General features: G+C 38.0%; 12 protein-coding genes. 1 reads left to right on the top strand and 11 read right to left on the bottom strand.

Annotation, left to right across the window (positions count from 1 at the left end):
- The 8 genes from CES82_RS11420 to CES82_RS11385 all read right to left on the bottom strand — a co-directional run.
- A partial coding sequence (locus tag CES82_RS11420) for a hypothetical protein (protein ID WP_143466311.1) occupies positions 1–710 on the bottom strand: 710 nt, incomplete at its 3' end.
- Between the two features lie 657 nt (positions 711–1,367).
- Positions 1,368–2,840 (bottom strand): SIR2 family protein, encoded by a 1,473-nt coding sequence (locus CES82_RS11415; protein WP_098826362.1) that lies wholly within the window; start codon positions 2,838–2,840, stop codon positions 1,368–1,370.
- Positions 2,841–2,919: 79 nt separating this feature from the next.
- Positions 2,920–3,417: a TIR domain-containing protein gene (locus CES82_RS11410; RefSeq protein WP_049176474.1), complete on the bottom strand. Its 498-nt coding sequence runs from the start codon at positions 3,415–3,417 to the stop codon at positions 2,920–2,922.
- Positions 3,418–3,521: 104 nt separating this feature from the next.
- Positions 3,522–6,659: a type I restriction endonuclease subunit R gene (locus CES82_RS11405; protein ID WP_098826360.1), complete on the bottom strand. Its 3,138-nt coding sequence runs from the start codon at positions 6,657–6,659 to the stop codon at positions 3,522–3,524.
- A complete protein-coding gene (locus CES82_RS11400) occupies positions 6,652–7,818 on the bottom strand; it encodes a restriction endonuclease subunit S (protein WP_098826358.1) in 1,167 nt (388 codons plus the stop codon). The genes CES82_RS11405 and CES82_RS11400 overlap by 8 nt, the downstream gene beginning before the upstream one ends.
- Positions 7,808–9,334 (bottom strand): type I restriction-modification system subunit M, encoded by a 1,527-nt coding sequence (locus CES82_RS11395; protein WP_098826356.1) that lies wholly within the window; start codon positions 9,332–9,334, stop codon positions 7,808–7,810. The genes CES82_RS11400 and CES82_RS11395 overlap by 11 nt, the downstream gene beginning before the upstream one ends.
- Before the next feature lie 71 nt (positions 9,335–9,405).
- The gene (locus CES82_RS11390; RefSeq protein WP_098826354.1) at positions 9,406–10,779 is read right to left on the bottom strand and encodes an N-6 DNA methylase; all 1,374 of its coding nucleotides are present in this window, start codon (positions 10,777–10,779) and stop codon (positions 9,406–9,408) included.
- Between the two features lie 2 nt (positions 10,780–10,781).
- Positions 10,782–11,336 carry a hypothetical protein gene (locus CES82_RS11385; RefSeq protein WP_042253476.1) on the bottom strand — a complete coding sequence of 185 codons (555 nt, stop codon included), beginning with the start codon at positions 11,334–11,336 and terminating at the stop codon, positions 10,782–10,784.
- Between the two features lie 358 nt (positions 11,337–11,694).
- Here CES82_RS11385 and CES82_RS12815 point away from each other — a divergent pair, with 358 nt between their 5' ends.
- Positions 11,695–11,784: a putative holin-like toxin gene (locus tag CES82_RS12815; RefSeq protein ID WP_021353390.1), complete on the top strand. Its 90-nt coding sequence runs from the start codon at positions 11,695–11,697 to the stop codon at positions 11,782–11,784.
- A 156-nt stretch (positions 11,785–11,940) separates the two neighbouring features.
- Here CES82_RS12815 and CES82_RS11370 read toward each other — a convergent pair whose 3' ends face one another.
- From CES82_RS11370 to CES82_RS11360, 3 genes are all read right to left on the bottom strand, one after another.
- Positions 11,941–13,065, bottom strand: coding sequence for an ArdC-like ssDNA-binding domain-containing protein (locus CES82_RS11370; protein WP_098826352.1), 1,125 nt, complete (start codon positions 13,063–13,065; stop codon positions 11,941–11,943).
- 3 nt (positions 13,066–13,068) lie between these two features.
- Positions 13,069–13,284: a hypothetical protein gene (locus CES82_RS11365; RefSeq protein ID WP_014564417.1), complete on the bottom strand. Its 216-nt coding sequence runs from the start codon at positions 13,282–13,284 to the stop codon at positions 13,069–13,071.
- 121 nt (positions 13,285–13,405) lie between these two features.
- On the bottom strand, positions 13,406–15,541 hold the full coding sequence (locus CES82_RS11360) for a type IA DNA topoisomerase (RefSeq protein WP_098826350.1): 2,136 nt from the start codon (positions 15,539–15,541) through the stop codon (positions 13,406–13,408).
- Between the last annotated feature and the right edge of the window lie 2 nt (positions 15,542–15,543).

Genomic DNA, 15,543 nt, shown 5'->3' with positions numbered 1-15,543 from the left:
ATGTTTTCTTTTTGTTTTTTTATAATCTCTTTTATGTAATTTTCAGCTCGTTCTTTTTTTTCATCCCCACAGCAAGTTCGATCCCAATTACCAGAATATGGTTTTAACTTCCCTTTTATTAAAGTAAGTCCTCCAGACAATTCGTCTCCCTCAAAGAAGTATGTCTCGTCACCAAATATCGTCATTGCCTTGATAATAGTAACTAACTTATATTTATTAACGTCTTTATATACATTTAAGCTTTCAAAACTGGCTGAACCATTTCTCTTGAACAAAGGAGAGTCCGCAATATCGTAAACTGTTTCACTTTCTACAAGTGCATTCGGAGAGAGATAAAATTCTATTAGTTCATCTTTTTTGTTGTTCAGTTTATTTATAGACTCAATTTTATGTTGGTCATTTACTATTAATGAATAATATCTAACGTTATCTAAAACCGATTTGCTTTTGTCTAATGAAAAATACTCTACTTCCGAATCAACAGCTAAAATTTTCCATATAGGTTTTACGCCATTTATTTTGTCAACAGTATCACTATATTTATTTTGAAGAAACAGAAAATTTGCCGAAATCAGACTGATAAGGACAGACAATATGGAACCTACCCCCAATTTTTCTTTGTTGTTAATTAGCAAAAAAATGACTAAAATTAAAAATATAATGCCAGTGCACCATTTTTCAAATTTAAGATTTTTCAATTGAATTTTCAAAATCTAACACTCCCAGTAATAATAAATTTAGATACTTTGAGAAGACAATTGGCTTTGCCCTTCAGCTTTTTGTATAATTAAAGTTTATAGAAGGATTAAGGCAGTATCTATTCCCTGATTGGAGAGTTCCTTAAAACCATAAATTCTAACGAAAGGAGTAGCTCAAGTGTCCGTATTAACTTTAACTTTCGTACTTTTATCGTGACCTTAATTGTTGAGCTGATTAAAAGCCAACAAAAAAATAAACACCTTAGCTCTGGCAAACTAGCGGTTATCAAATATCATTAAAATCTGCAACTACCTTACACGGCTTCACATGGAAAGACTTGTTCATGCGAGACTTCCTTTTCTTGCTCACATTACAACATGGCTTATAAAAATTGGCTAACGCGTCATGACTTGGTTAACCTTTGGTGTAGATTACTTGATTTTGGGATTCTGTTTAGCAAAATCTTTTAACTGGTTTTGTGTACGGTTGCTTATTTCTTGGTGTACGTCATTAAGCTGATTCTTTAATTGATTTTTTTACGCTTGATTAGCAGTTTGTTGTAAATCATTTTGCAGTTTTAAGTAAGTTTTGTTAAATTCTGCAACTGGTACTTTTTTAATATCTTTTTCTTTAGCGTTTGTTACTTGATCGACTTGTTATTTTTCATCTTAGCTATTTTGAGGGTTAAGTTGTTCAATCAATTTCAAAATGGTCTGAACAGATTCATTTATTGATTTTTCTGATATTTCTGTAATTTTTTCAAGTTTCTGAAAATCCTTTGGATTTAAATAATTTGGCAACTCATGGTTAAATTTATCCCATAATTTTTGAGCTACAGATTTTGTGAAGCCAACGGGAATTATGAATTTATTCATTGATTTGGCTATTTCAAATTCTTCCATCATACCATCGGCAAGAACAGTCTTACCATCGACTGTTTTTTTGTTTCCAAATAGAAATAAGCAAATGCCTGATTCAGATATTATTTTGTTTCTATACTTTGCCCAACGCGCTCTTATCTCATCAGTTCTTTCATTAGTATCTGCCATCGGAAAAGGGAAAAGGCTTAGATTATCATCTAAGGACCTATGATCAGAGTCATCAATTGCTTGTAAAGCACCGTTTATAACATTATCGCCAACCCCTAAACCGAAACCAGAAATAACTTTAAAGTTTTTTTCAACTAAAGAGTAAGCTAACTTAAATATTAATTTGTCTGCACTTGATTTATCGAAGTCTTTGTAGTCCTCAATGCTTCCAGATATAAAAACATTGTTACAAAGTGATTTTAATTTTATGTCTTGAAGAATACTAGGTATCTCATCATAAGAGTCAACAAACACCGTTTTTATTCCATAACCATTTAAATCAGCCACTTTATATTTTTGCAATACTTCATCCTGCTGAAACTTTTGATCATTATCTTGATATATAGGATCATTTTTCTGAATTCTTTTAACAATACAAAAATGTCGCCGTTGATTTGTAGTATTTGTTCTCTTTACCTTTCCTAGAATATAGTTTAAATTAGGATCATTAAAACTATAACCAATAAAAAGAAAGGTTTTATTAATAAAATCTCCACGTAGTGCGGTGGACATGTTGGGGTGCTTTTCATCATAGCTCATAAAGTCATCTCTAGTAATTACAGTATCATTAACGTCATCTTTGTCACCGTGCATTTTAAACACAGTAGCATCGCGCCCCCTAATACTATTTGTAAGAGAAGCATCATTCCTTTTGGTGTCTACTTTTCTGCCAGATTTTTCAAGATATTTTTCTAGTAGGTGATCATAGTTAGTTGTCCAAAAGGTAGAAACCGGCAATTCAGCAATTGCCTGTAACGTTTTATTATCATGTTGCTGATCAGATATGGAGTCTAAAATTCTGTCATTAATAAAGTTACGATTACCTGCTTGGTCATTCAAGAAGTATTGAGTAATATCCACTAAATCGTTGTAAGAATTTATGTTAATTTGCAAAGCATCAGCAAGAGGTTTTATAAGCTCCATCCAACTGAGGTTTCCAGAAGGCATAGATGTCCCTGCACCGACAAAAATAGCTGCTTCTTTTTTTTGAATATTTAATGCATATCCCTTAACAAAATCTTCCTTTGAAATTTCACCAATAATATCTGCCATTCTTGATATCCCCTCCTGAAAGTAATCAGCATCATTTAAAGATGTTTAAACAACACTTGGTTGATTCATAAAATTCATTTCAATAATCAAAGCGATTATTAATTGCTTCATCTATTAAATCTGGCAAATTCTCTTCGATGTCAGAATAAACATACTTACTAGTAGAGTAGGGAGTATCATAACATTGAACATATTTCGAAAGTCGATCACCATTAATTGTTTGTACGTTGTAAAAAGGGTTTGCGCCTTTAGTGGTCTGGTTTCCTAATATATCTTTAAGCCCATGAATATATACGCCAACAATCCCCTTATTTAAAGACATTGCATGTTCAATTTCGTATTTAATCCATTTTCTTGACGAAGTAGTTTTCCCTACAAGAACGACTAAACATGCCCTCATTGCCATTTGGTCATCGATCCACTTTTTAATTGCTGCGTCATTTTTTTGCTTGACTTCTTCCCAATCGTTTGAAGAAAACGTAGATGATGAACTTACAGCTCCCATTTCCTTCACCTGACTAGCCCGCCAATTATCTTTATTATATTCAAAGCTGAAAAATACTTGATGTTTAATCATTGTAATCACTCTCCAATTTTTATTAGGTATGTTTTCACCTATTTTGTAATTTGCTACTTATCAATAACATGATTGCACGAAATTATCTGTTCATATGAATGTATCTAGTTGTGATTGTCAAATGCCATTGTCTGTGCCTGTTCAATAATGGTATCTACTGCAGCAGGTGCAAATGTTGGCGGGTACCCATGATCTTTTAACATACGGCGGACAGCTTGCCGCATAGCGGCTTGTGTCGTCTTCCTTTGAACCCAGTCAGGAGTAGATGCATATTTACGCACAGTTCCTACCAATTCTTTGGCAATTTCTTGTAACGTATCTTCACCCATAACTTGCACAGCGGTCTTTTGATCACATAATGCATCGTAAAACGCTTGTTCATTAGCACTCAGTCCTAAGCTTTCGCCAGCTGCTTCTGTTTCCTGCATATTTTTAGCTAATTCAATCAATTTTCGAATAACAATCTCAGTCGTCACCCCACGTTGATTTAATGCTTCAATATTGTTTTCAAGCATATCACCAAACCTCCGTGATTGAATTAGATTAACCTTAGTCAATGCTCTAACTTTACCCTTAAGCAATCGCTCTAATAACTTCACTGCCAAATTTTGTTCTGGCATATTTTGGATACTATCTAAAAATTTTTCGGACAGTAAACTTAGTTCTGGTCGTTCAAGCCCTAATTCTTTATATAAATCAACAGGCTGTTTAGCTATTACTGATTGGTTTACAAGCTGATCTAATCGCAAATTTAGTTCTCTATTTGTGACAGGATTATCATGTGGACTCACTGCTTGCAAAATCTTCATCAATGCACTTTTGACAGCACCAAAGAAAGCTACTTCTGAAGAAATTGCTTGTGCCTGCTTGCTTGTTACCACAAGTGCGTAAACTTTTTGTAGTTGCACCACAGTATCCGCAAACTTTTTTTGCTGTTCTTTATCTAAGCTAACTACAGCATCAAGTGCTAATCGATAAGATTCTTGACGCTTACCACGTATATCACTATTGTAGCCACTATAATTAACACCATACAGGTAATCATTGATGATAATATCGTACTTAGATTTCATTAATGACACTGCTTTATCAACGTTAATTCCAGCTTGATCACGATCATTTTTAGAATAATGTCTAAGCGCTTGATTTAAACTATCAGCAATCCCAATGTAATCAACAATTAGTCCGCCGTCTTTATCTCGAAAAACTCGATTAACTCGTGCAATAGCCTGCATCAAATTGTGCCCATGCATTGGTCTATCAACATACATTGTATTAACCGAAGGCGCATCAAAACCTGTTAGCCACATATTTACGACAATAACGATTTTTAGTTCATCATTATCATCTTTCATCCTTTGCTGGAGGGCTCTTCGCTGTTTAGCATTAGTATGATGCTTGGCTAATTCAGGACCGTCAGCAGCGGTATCTGATGTCATAACAATTTTGATTTTTCCTTTAGTTAAATCATCTGAATACCACAGTGGCCGCAACTTAACAATCTCATTAAAAAGTTTAACTGCATTACGCCTTGACGTTTCAACTATGATAGCTTTGCCAAATTGTACTGCTTGATGAGTCTCAAAATGATGCACAAAATGCTTTGCTAAGGCCTTTAAACGGCTAGTTGCCCCAGCTAACCGTTCCAAGCTGGTAAAATCAGCTTTTCTTTTCTGATCATCAGTAACTTCAGGATCGTCTTGCCCTGCTTTGTCTATTAAAGCTTCGTACTTATGCTGTACCTCTGGGTCAGCATATAAGGGAATAACGTGATTTTCATAAAAGATTCGAACGGTTGTATGATCACGAACTGACTGTGTCATGTCATAAACATCGATATAATCACCAAACACCCCTGTTGTTGACTTATCATCGATATTAATTGGTGTCCCTGTAAAGCCAATAAACGAAGCATTTGGCAACGAATCACGTAAATATTGTGCGAAACCATATCTAACTCCGTCTTTGGTATAACGAGCTTTCATACCATATTGCGAACGGTGTGCCTCATCTGATATGACAATGACATTACTGCGGCTAGTCAATACTGGCATAGCATCTTCACCATCTTCAGGTGAGAACTTCTGAATGGTGGAAAAGATGATACCTCCACTATTGGTTGCTAGCAGATCACGTGTATCTGTCCGTGACTTAGCCTGCTTAGGTGTTTGCCGTAGATAATCATGCGCTGCTGAAAAGGTTTGTTCCAGTTGATCATCCAGATCGTTGCGATCATTGATGACCAATATTGTTGGATTCCCGATTTTTCGGCTGACAATCCCTGAGAAAAAGACCATTGACAACGATTTACCTGATCCTTGTGTGTGCCACACGACACCGATGCGATTATTTTTTGGGTCTTGCAAAGTCTTAGCAGCACGAGCCACTGCCTTATTAACCATGTAATATTGATGGTAGGCTGCCAAGATTTTAGATGTTTTCGCGTCATTAGATTCAAAAATAATAAAATTCTGAATTAAGTCTAGAATGACAGCGGGTTTCAGCATATTGGTAATCATAGTTTCCAGTTCATATGAATCCGGCAAATCAGAATCGCGATGATCTGGTGATCGCCATTGCATAAACCGATCAAACCCGGCTGAAAGGGAGCCTGTTCTTGCATTAACGCCATCAGAAGCAATTAGGACTTCGTTGTAGGCCATATAATCAGAAATATCTTGCTTATAGGTCTGTAATTGATTATAAGCATCTTCAATCCCAACATTCTCGTTAGCTTGGTTCTTCAGCTCAAAAGTCACTACAGGCAATCCATTAATAAAGATCGTAATGTCAGGTCTGCGATTACGGCCTCCTTGTTTTATTGTGAACTGGTTTGTCACCATGAAATCATTGACTGCAATATTGTTAAAATCAACTGCCTTTACAGAATAAGTGTGTGGTTGTCCATTTTTATTTTCAGTTACTGATGCGCCTTCAATCAGTAACTTGTGGAAATGATGGTTATTTGCCATTAAATCTGGTCCGTCTGGAATGCTTTTAAACTGACGTAATGCTTCTGTATAAACAAAATGCGGCAGACCAGGATTTATTTGTTTGAATGCAGCCATTAGTCTTGGCTCAAGTACAATTTTCTGATGGTCACTATCGCGTTCGCTATCTACCTGAATATTAGGCCGATTATATTCAGCACTACGTAAATCTGTGTAGCCAAGAGAGACAATAAGGTCAATTGCTCCTTCTTCAACATCTTGTTCATTAGTAAACGGCTGAATTTTAGGCATTCTTTATCGCCTCCTCAATACCAGATAGATTGATATCTCCGGACAGTAACTTGGGAAGAATCAAATTCCGAATAAAATTTAGATATTGACTTTGTTTTTCATTACACTTAATTAAGTCGAATAATGATCTTGCTTCATGATGGAAAGCTTCAATCATATCAGAAGTTGGTAATGGAAAGTCTACAGATTTCATTCCCGCACCAGATATTTCTTTGAAAGTCGAACCACTTGCGATATTTTCAATTAACGGGGTTAATCTCTTTAATAAAAAATATAAATACTCAGTGAATTCTTTTCGTTTTGGAACAAGAGATTTGAAACCTTGATTTGTAGAAACTGGGTTTGCTGCAATTCCAATATAACCAATAGGAGCACGTGAGCTAAATAAAATAGTTCCTTTTGGTATAAGTTTTGCAGAACTATTATTAAGGCCTATTTTAGTGATATTTAATGTTCCATGCTCAATAAAAACCCTTGTTGTTTTAGACATGTCCTTTGGAGTAATCCATGCAATATTCCCACCAAAATATTCAGATTGCTTCTTACTTGGAGTGCCACCAGCCACAACATCAGCTAAGTCAGTGAAATGCCCTTGATTAGCATCGAGTCCTTCAAATTGTTTTCGCCATTTAGTTTCCATCATCTGCAGCAAGTTCTTGTTGATCTGCTGATTCAATTCAATTTTTTGATTGATAATAGAGATGGAGTCAGAAATTATTATTTGGTCTTTAAAACTTGGCAATTCAAATTTAAAATCCATAATTGCTTTTTTATCTCCACGTGGCATCTTCGTGCCCTTTGATGTTGCCATCATATAGTCAAAGAAACGATCATCTGATAATACCACCGCAAGATAAGACTGTAATAACTGTTTTGAATTAGACCTAATGTTTAATACATCTGTCGAATGGGTACCCGCTATATTAGCGTGCCAAATCTTTTTAAAATACGGACGAATATTCGCAATAAGAATATCCCCCTTAGCGAAAGTATTTACTTTATTAGTTCGTGGCAATTTAGTAATTGGGAAAAATACACCTAACCTATTTGGCTTTAAATTTTCTGTGCTCACATAAGTGTTTCTTGAGGCTTCATTCAAATAACATTTTTCATTAACAAAAGTTGCAAAATCACCAAGTCTCACAGTTTTAGTCTCCATACCCAATACCTCTTAACACATTCAAAATCTTGTTCTGCAGCTTATCACTCTTATCAAATTGTTTTTTCAATTCACCGCTTAACTTTGTCATTTCAGCATCAAACTCTTCTTCTGACATTTGCTTTTCTGCAGCTAATCCGACATATCGACCAGGTGTTAGAACATAATCATTAGCCTTAATATTTTCCAACTTTTCAGCTTTGCAAAAGCCGGGGACATCTCGATACGCTTTTTTAGAGGTTCCCGTATAAGCGTGATAGGTATCGGCAATCTCATTAATATCAGCACGCGTAAATTCGCGATGGGTTCGATCTGTCATTGATCCCAATTCACGGGCATCAATAAACAAAGTCTCTCCTTGGCGGTCACGTTCATTAGGCGATGCTTGATTCATATCAAATATCCATAAAGAAACTGGAATAGATACGGAATAAAACATTTGACTTGGCATTGCCACGATAGCATCAACCTTATGATCCTCGAGCAGTGATTGACGAATAGCCTTCTCATCACTAGTCAATGTTGATAACGAGCCATTTGCTAAAACAATGCCAGCCTTACCATCGGGAGTCAATTTACTCAAAATGTGTTCAATCCAAGCATAATTGGCATTTCCATCATAAGGAGTCCCCCAATGCCAGCGTGAGTCGTCAATAACCTTCTCAGCTCCCCAGTCTTTTACGTTAAACGGCGGATTTGCTAAGGCAAAATCAAAGCGTTCGCCCTTGTGTAAATCATTTAATAGTGTATTACCATTACGAGGGCCTAAGTTGTTATCAATGCCATGAATAGCTAAATTCATTTTAGCTAAGCGCCAAGTGGTTGGATTCCATTCCTGTCCATAAACAGACAAGTCTAGAATAGTTCCTTGGTGTTCACGTACGAACTCTTCAGATTGCACAAACATGCCACCAGAACCGCAACAAGGATCATAGATCGAGCCTTTAAACGGTTCAATCATATCGACGAGTGTTCTAACAATGGAACGCGGCGTATAGAATTCACCATCTCCATTAGTTGCAAATTTACGTAAAAAGAATTCGTATACGCGGCCTAATACGTCATTTTTTCGAGATTCTTCATTTCCAACCTGAACGTCCGAGAACAAATCGATGACTTCACCCAGATTTTCCTTAGCCAAATCTGGCGAAGCATAATTTTTAGGTAATACCCCCTTTACACTAGCGTTCTCACGCTCAATTGCAGCCATTGCTTTATCAATTGTAGTGCCAACTTCTGGTGTTTTAGCAGCGGCAGCAATTACTGACCAACGTGCCTCTGAAGGTAGCCAAAAAACATTTTTAGCATCGTAACTATCGCGTTCTTCTGCCTCTTCTGGATAATTAGAAGCTAACAATTCTGCATGCAATTCTTCAAATGTATCTGATACATATTTTAAGAAAATCAATCCCAAAACAACGTTTCGATACGTTGATGCGTCCATTGAGCCTCGTAACTTTTCTGCTGCACTCCACAGCTTGTCTTCAATTCCTAATTCATTACTCTTTACTGGCATTAATAGTTCCTCCAATGTTTTTCTTTAAATGTTAAACTTCTAAAAACTAATACATTTACAGTCGCACTATTCTACTGATACTTCATCATGATAAGTCGGCTATCAGCTTCTAGGGTTGATAATTGCTGATCGATCTTTACTATTTTATTTTCCAACTCAGACACAGAAATTAGCTTAGGCGGGATATAAGTATCTACGTAGCGTGGAATGTTTAAATTATAATCATTTTCAATGATCTCTTTCGGTGTAGCTACATACGCATATCGCTGAATGCTAACGAATTTGTGATATGTCTCAACAATCTTGTTAACTGCTGAAGTTGACAACAAATCACGTGAACGTGCTTTTTTAACCTCATCATCACTTGCATCAATGAACAATACGTCTTTGCGTTTTCGATTCTTCCGTAATACTAAAATCATAGTTGGGATTGCAGTTGTGCTTTGTAAATTAGCTGGCAAACCAATCACTGCTTCAATATAGTTGCGTTCAAGCAAGTACTGACGAATTTTTGCTTCCGCTGATCCTCTGAATAGAACACCATGCGGTAACTGAATCACCATTGTTCCATTGTCATTTAAATGGGCCAGTCCATGCAGTACAAAGGCGAAGTCTGCTCTAGATTTTGGTGGTAATACTCCAATTTTATGATAAATACCCCTTTCAAGAAGGTTTGGGTCTGGATTCCACCTCATTGAGTAAGGTGGATCATTAATAATAACGTCGGCACCTGAATCACCAAATGGCCAATCGGCAACAAGTGCATCACCATTATTCAGTGCATGACTTGTATTGTCATCGTCTAATAGGCCTAGCACCATTTCACAGAAAAGATATGCTTTGGCATTTAACTCTTGTCCTAACAATCTAACTTTCCGTGAATTCGGTATAACACGTCTCATTTCAAGTAAAGAGCCGCCCCATCCAGAAGTAGAATCATATATTCTAACTGGTTCGTCCCCGTCAAAAGATAGATTTGCTAACTGAGCCATCAGAACATTAATCTGATCAGGCGTATTAGTTCTCCCATTTAGCCTTGATTCAAGGTCAACGTATGCATCTTGCATGGCTTTAAGTAATACAAAGCGATCAGATTGTTGTCTAACCAAACGTAATGTGCTTTCACAAATTTCATTAAAGACTTGCAGTTGCTTGTCCTTACCGATTCTTAGCAACAATATCCGTTGAATGCTTTCATTAAGATCTTCAATTACTGCCAATTGAGTTTCATCAGATTTAGCAATAGCATGTAGCTGCTTGTTAAGTGCCTCAATATGCATGCCCTTCTGCTTAAGGAGTTGAGCATACGCTGGATTTATTTCGTATAAATAAACGAGATCAAATAAAGTTGTTACAATCGAATTAGCGTCAAATAGGTCCCGGTATTGACTGCTAATACTCAAGATAGCTCTTTTCGCTGTTTCAACTGATTGTGAATAATCCATAGTTAACCTTCCTCCATCATATGCTGCCTAATGAATTGTAGTGCTTGTTCTTCAGTCAAATCAGCCTTTCGTTTTAACGCTATTGATCGTTTTTGACTCAGAACATAAAGTTCCCCAATGTCATGTTGCAACGACAAGTTTGGTATAGAAATAGTCATTTCACGTAAATCTTTTAATATTACTCGACGTCCTAGCTGTCCCAATGCTTCCAGTTGACGTTGTGCTTCAATACTGTGGTTAAACCACCAAACAAAGTAACTTTGTTTTACTCGACTATCTAGTGTTACTGCGGTAAAGTTTGCAGTCAATATTTGCTCGTCTACAAAAGCTTTTTTCTCCACTAGATAGGCTTCTCGTTGCAGCATTGAAATTCCAATTTGATCTGTGGTGATTAACGGCAACTCAGAATCACCATGGATATATCTAACTGACCTCGACAATGGATTGTATATCATTCTCTGACTAGGTTTTTCATCAATAGGATCTTTGATTCTTGGTAATAAGATTCCAGTGGTAAAATCCGCAAGGTTACCAAGCTTACTTTTTGTAAATTTCATTTGTTTCTCCTGTTATTCTAGTGAATTACTTTATGGAATGATGCAATCATATCAGGTAATTCATAAAACGTCAAATGTAATTATTGAGAATTACAATATTGGAAGGGCAAAATAATACCACCAAACAGGGAAATCTGCCATGGTGGTATCACTTTAACAGTAATATATACAACCAAGTTCAGTAAATATCTTGATCATTCATTTCTCATTCAATGCAAATCATTCTTTTACTTGGGCATCGCTCAATTTCCTTGTATAATAGATCAAGTAAGAAGTTTTAAGGGCGGTGGCTGTCTTTTCCCTTGCGAGGTGAGGCCCATGGGAACATGGAATAATCTTCAGGAAGGTTTCACAGTCAATGAGCGTCTTCCAGACACTCTCGTTGATGTTGCTGTTTGGCACGTTTTTAATCGCGCTACTCAGCTATATCGACAAGCACCACAAATAAAAAAGCCGCCCCGATTATAACTTTGGCGAGTTACGGGACGACATTAATATAGTTTTGTAATTATGCCACCGCCTTTGAAGCGGCTTGCGTGGGAAGTCCTGTTTTCGGCGGGGCTTCCTTTTCTGTTTCCATTATAGCATGTCCCTTAAAAACTGGCTAACGTTTTAGGCTTTGATCAGGTTCAGAATCTGGTTGTTTGATTTCTGGATGCTGTTCAGCAAATGCTTGTAGCTGCTTTTGCGTTCGCTCACTGATTTCTTCGTGTATCTCATGTAACTGGTTTTTAAATTGTGCTTTTTGTTGTGAATTAGTCGTTTGCTGAACTTGTTGTTGCAAGCTTTGATAGGACTTATTAAGATCCTGGGCTGATAGCTTTTTTAAATCATGCTCAGGTTCTTTTTGTGCTTCTTGTAAGCCTAATTGTTTGGTTAACCCGTCACTAAGCTCAATCACTTTGTTGCTAACTTGCTGGATTTCACTTAAAGCACTATGGATCACGGCTTTATCTTTGGCCCAGGTAGCTACATACCCGAGGGAGTAATTGCCTGTATCAACCCCAATGTTTTGCATGGCAACATATGCGACCGCTTCGGCTTGGGTTTCCTGATAAGCTCGTGGCCGATCTTTAAAGGCTGATTTTAATCCGTGTAGCTGGCTATGCGCATATTCATGATATAACGTCTTCAATTTTAAAGCATTATTGGGCTCATCGCCACCAATGACGATTTCATTAGTGCTGGGTTGAAAATACCCCTTAGCCCCATTTAGCGTCGCTAAAGGCACTTCACTGACTTTAAGGTCGGGTTGCTGGTTGAGATAGTCTTTGAACGCGTTATACAAGCTCGTTACATTCTGATGATCGGCTAAATTTTCTTTGACAAAATCCTTGGCACTTAAAACTGGCTCACCGCTAGTTTGTGACACGTCAAAGACGGGTAGATAACGGTAACCGACAATGGCGCGTTCATCGGTGGTATCAAGACGCTTTTTCTCGGCTGGTGTTAACTTCTTAATAATCGGGGCCGCAATCCGAATCGCTTTTGCGCCTCGTTTGACGGTGCGGTTAAAAGCCGTCTGCCATTGCTTAAAGCCCGCGACTTGAGTGGCTTGCGGATTTTGCGCATAAATCAAATCAATGTTTCTGGCGCTATAATGATGAAATTTAGCCAGGGTATTAAGATACTGTTTAAATCGGTCACTATCGGTTAATTTTAGGATTTGTTGTTCGGCTTGGGCGACTAATTGTGCTTTCCAGGCTTTAACGTCTGCTTTACTCGGCATTGCCTACCCCTCCTCATCTTCAAAAATATCATTCAATATAGGGGCTACGTTGATTTGAATTGGGGTCGTGCCATAAAGGGCGATGTAGCCATCGGCTAATTTTTGCCAAGCCACTTGATAATAAGCGCCGTTACCAGTGATTTCTTTTAAATACTTGTAGGTTCCTTTAGCTTGCAAAACGGGTAATTCACTGGCTAAAACTGCTAATTCGTTGTTCATTTTATGATCTCCTTTGCTTTGTTAATCTCACCCGTTGTTCAGGTTTACTTTTGGGATTGTAAAAGTGAACCTAAATGACGGGTTAACCAACCGGAACGTAGTGTAGGGCGGTAGGCAGGTTCTAATCAAAATCAAAACTTAATTTATGGCCGTCAAGCTTTAACTTGGCGTCAAACGACTTTCCTTTTTTGCTCTTGAAACCCTTTAGTTTGCTGGTTTCCCCTTTGGTGACCAGTGCTTTGATCGCGGTCTTCCCGAGGGTCTTACTGCTCCATTTCTTGGGCAGGGTAAAGTCTTCGCCTTGCTTAGGCTTTACAATATAAAACTTCTGTTTATTTAAAACGGTCGCTTGCGGTGTTTCTAAGAAGACCTCGGCGGACTTTTGTGCTTGCTGTTGGTGATTGATTTGTTGCTTAATGGCTGCATTGCCGGTTAATTGTGTGGGAACATCAGCGATTAACTTCGCCACAAACTTCTTGATTTGGCTCAAAAAATTATCCGGAGTGCGTTCTTCGGTACTGATTTGCTGTAACGCTTGCTCCCATTTAGCTGTCATTTCTGGACTAGTTAGCAAGGGTTCGAGTTCGACTGCTTTACATAAAGTGATTCCGGCCTCACTGACGTGGAGCTTGTTCTTTTCGGTGACGAGATAGCCGCGTTTCTTTAACACTTCCAGCACATTGGCCCGGGTCGCACTTGTCCCAATGCCTTGCACATCTTTGAGAATCGCCTGGGCTACTTCATCATCAAGCGTTTTGCCAGCGGTCTTCATGGCCGTAATCAGGGTACCTTCGGTAAAGGGTACCGGAGGTGTTGTTTCCTTTTGCGGCGTTTGCAGATTCGCTTGAACTTGGTCGCCTTGGTGAACGATCGGTAAAGTTGCTACTTCTTGCTGCTCGGTTTTGGTTTCATCAAATAAAGCTTGCCAGCCTTGCTTAGTTGGGACCTTACCGGTTGCTTTAAAATTGGCGTCACCAACTTGGGTAATAATGGTGGTTTCCTCGTACTCGTACGGATCAGCAAACATCGCTAACGTCGTCCTTAAAACCAGGTCATAGACTTGTTGCTGTAATTTAGGCAAGCTGGCTAGTTTCTCTTTCGTCGGCACGACTTTAGTCATAATAATGGCATAGTGTTCTTCAACTTTTTTCCCATCAACATAGCGTTTGTTCGGAGTGGTATTGGTTAAAGCGACTGGCTTAGAGACCAAATTCAGATACTTCGTCAGATTAGCCACTAAATAATCAAATTCTTCATCAGTGATATAAGCACAATCCGTTCGGGGATAACTCAGCAACTTGGCTTCATATAAACTTTGAATGGCCGCTAAGGTTTGGCTGGCACTGGCGTGATAACGTTTATTCATGGCACTTTGGAGACTGGATAGTGAGAATAGTTGGGGACTAGCACGCTTTTTGTCTTGTTTTTGGACGTCCTTGATTAAACAGGCCTGTGAGCCTTTCTGAACGTGCTTAGCTTGCATGAATGTTATTAGTCCTGCTTCATCTTTAAATCGCTGATAGGGGTCTAATTTTGCGACGAATTTTTGCTGATTAGCAAGAATTTCAGCATTTAGTTCAAAATAGGGTTCCGGCTTAAAGTTTTTGATTGCCTGGTCTCTTTGATAGACCATATACAAGGTTGGCGTCTGCACGCGACCAATTGAGTATACCCCGCGTACCCCGTTTTGTCTTAATAACAAAGTATATAAAGGACTACCATTCATACCGATCAACCAATCACTAATTTGACGGGTTTGGGCTTCTTTATAAGCCAAATAGTCTTTGTGCCAGTCACCAAGATTTTTAAAGCCGGTAATAATGGCGTCTTTTTCCAAACTATTCAGCCATAGACGCTTAATGGTCTTCTTTTTAACATCAATCTGGGCTTGGCTCATGATCGACCAGGCAATATTAGAACCCTCTCGGCCACTATCGGTGGCAACAATAATGGTATCGGCCTTCGTTAACAGGTCTTTAACGATCTTGAATTGCGTTCTTTTGCTAGCTGACACTTCAAACTTGTATTTGTTGGGGAAAATCGGTAAATTAGATAGGGCCCATTGCTGATATTTCTGATCATATTTATCCGGTGTGGCTAGTTCAACTAAATGTCCGAGACCATACGTGACAAGCGTATTTTCGGGCAAAACAGGGTCGCTAACCGTATAGTAACCCTGTTTTTTTGTGCTCTTTTGGAAGGCTTGGACGTATGAACGGGCTTGACTGGGTTTTTCAGCTAAGATAACAGTGGTCATGT

Source organism: Secundilactobacillus silagincola (assembly GCF_002583405.1).
Classification (GTDB): domain Bacteria; phylum Bacillota; class Bacilli; order Lactobacillales; family Lactobacillaceae; genus Secundilactobacillus; species Secundilactobacillus silagincola.
The sequence above is the reverse complement of the archived record's forward strand: the minus strand, read 5'-3'. Positions and strand labels throughout refer to the sequence as shown.

Excerpts from the sequence above, each read along its gene's own strand:
- CES82_RS11415 (WP_098826362.1), bottom strand. The coding sequence starts at position 2,840 with ATGGCAGATATTATTGGTGAAATTTCAAAGGAAGATTTTGTTAAGGGA.
- CES82_RS11410 (WP_049176474.1), bottom strand. The coding sequence starts at position 3,417 with ATGATTAAACATCAAGTATTTTTCAGCTTTGAATATAATAAAGATAAT.
- CES82_RS11405 (WP_098826360.1), bottom strand. The coding sequence starts at position 6,659 with ATGCCTAAAATTCAGCCGTTTACTAATGAACAAGATGTTGAAGAAGGA.
- CES82_RS11400 (WP_098826358.1), bottom strand. The coding sequence starts at position 7,818 with ATGGAGACTAAAACTGTGAGACTTGGTGATTTTGCAACTTTTGTTAAT.
- CES82_RS11395 (WP_098826356.1), bottom strand. The coding sequence starts at position 9,334 with ATGCCAGTAAAGAGTAATGAATTAGGAATTGAAGACAAGCTGTGGAGT.
- CES82_RS11390 (WP_098826354.1), bottom strand. The coding sequence starts at position 10,779 with ATGGATTATTCACAATCAGTTGAAACAGCGAAAAGAGCTATCTTGAGT.
- CES82_RS11385 (WP_042253476.1), bottom strand. The coding sequence starts at position 11,336 with ATGAAATTTACAAAAAGTAAGCTTGGTAACCTTGCGGATTTTACCACT.
- CES82_RS12815 (WP_021353390.1), top strand. The coding sequence starts at position 11,695 with ATGAGCGTCTTCCAGACACTCTCGTTGATGTTGCTGTTTGGCACGTTT.
- CES82_RS11370 (WP_098826352.1), bottom strand. The coding sequence starts at position 13,065 with ATGCCGAGTAAAGCAGACGTTAAAGCCTGGAAAGCACAATTAGTCGCC.
- CES82_RS11365 (WP_014564417.1), bottom strand. The coding sequence starts at position 13,284 with ATGAACAACGAATTAGCAGTTTTAGCCAGTGAATTACCCGTTTTGCAA.
- CES82_RS11360 (WP_098826350.1), bottom strand. The coding sequence starts at position 15,541 with ATGACCACTGTTATCTTAGCTGAAAAACCCAGTCAAGCCCGTTCATAC.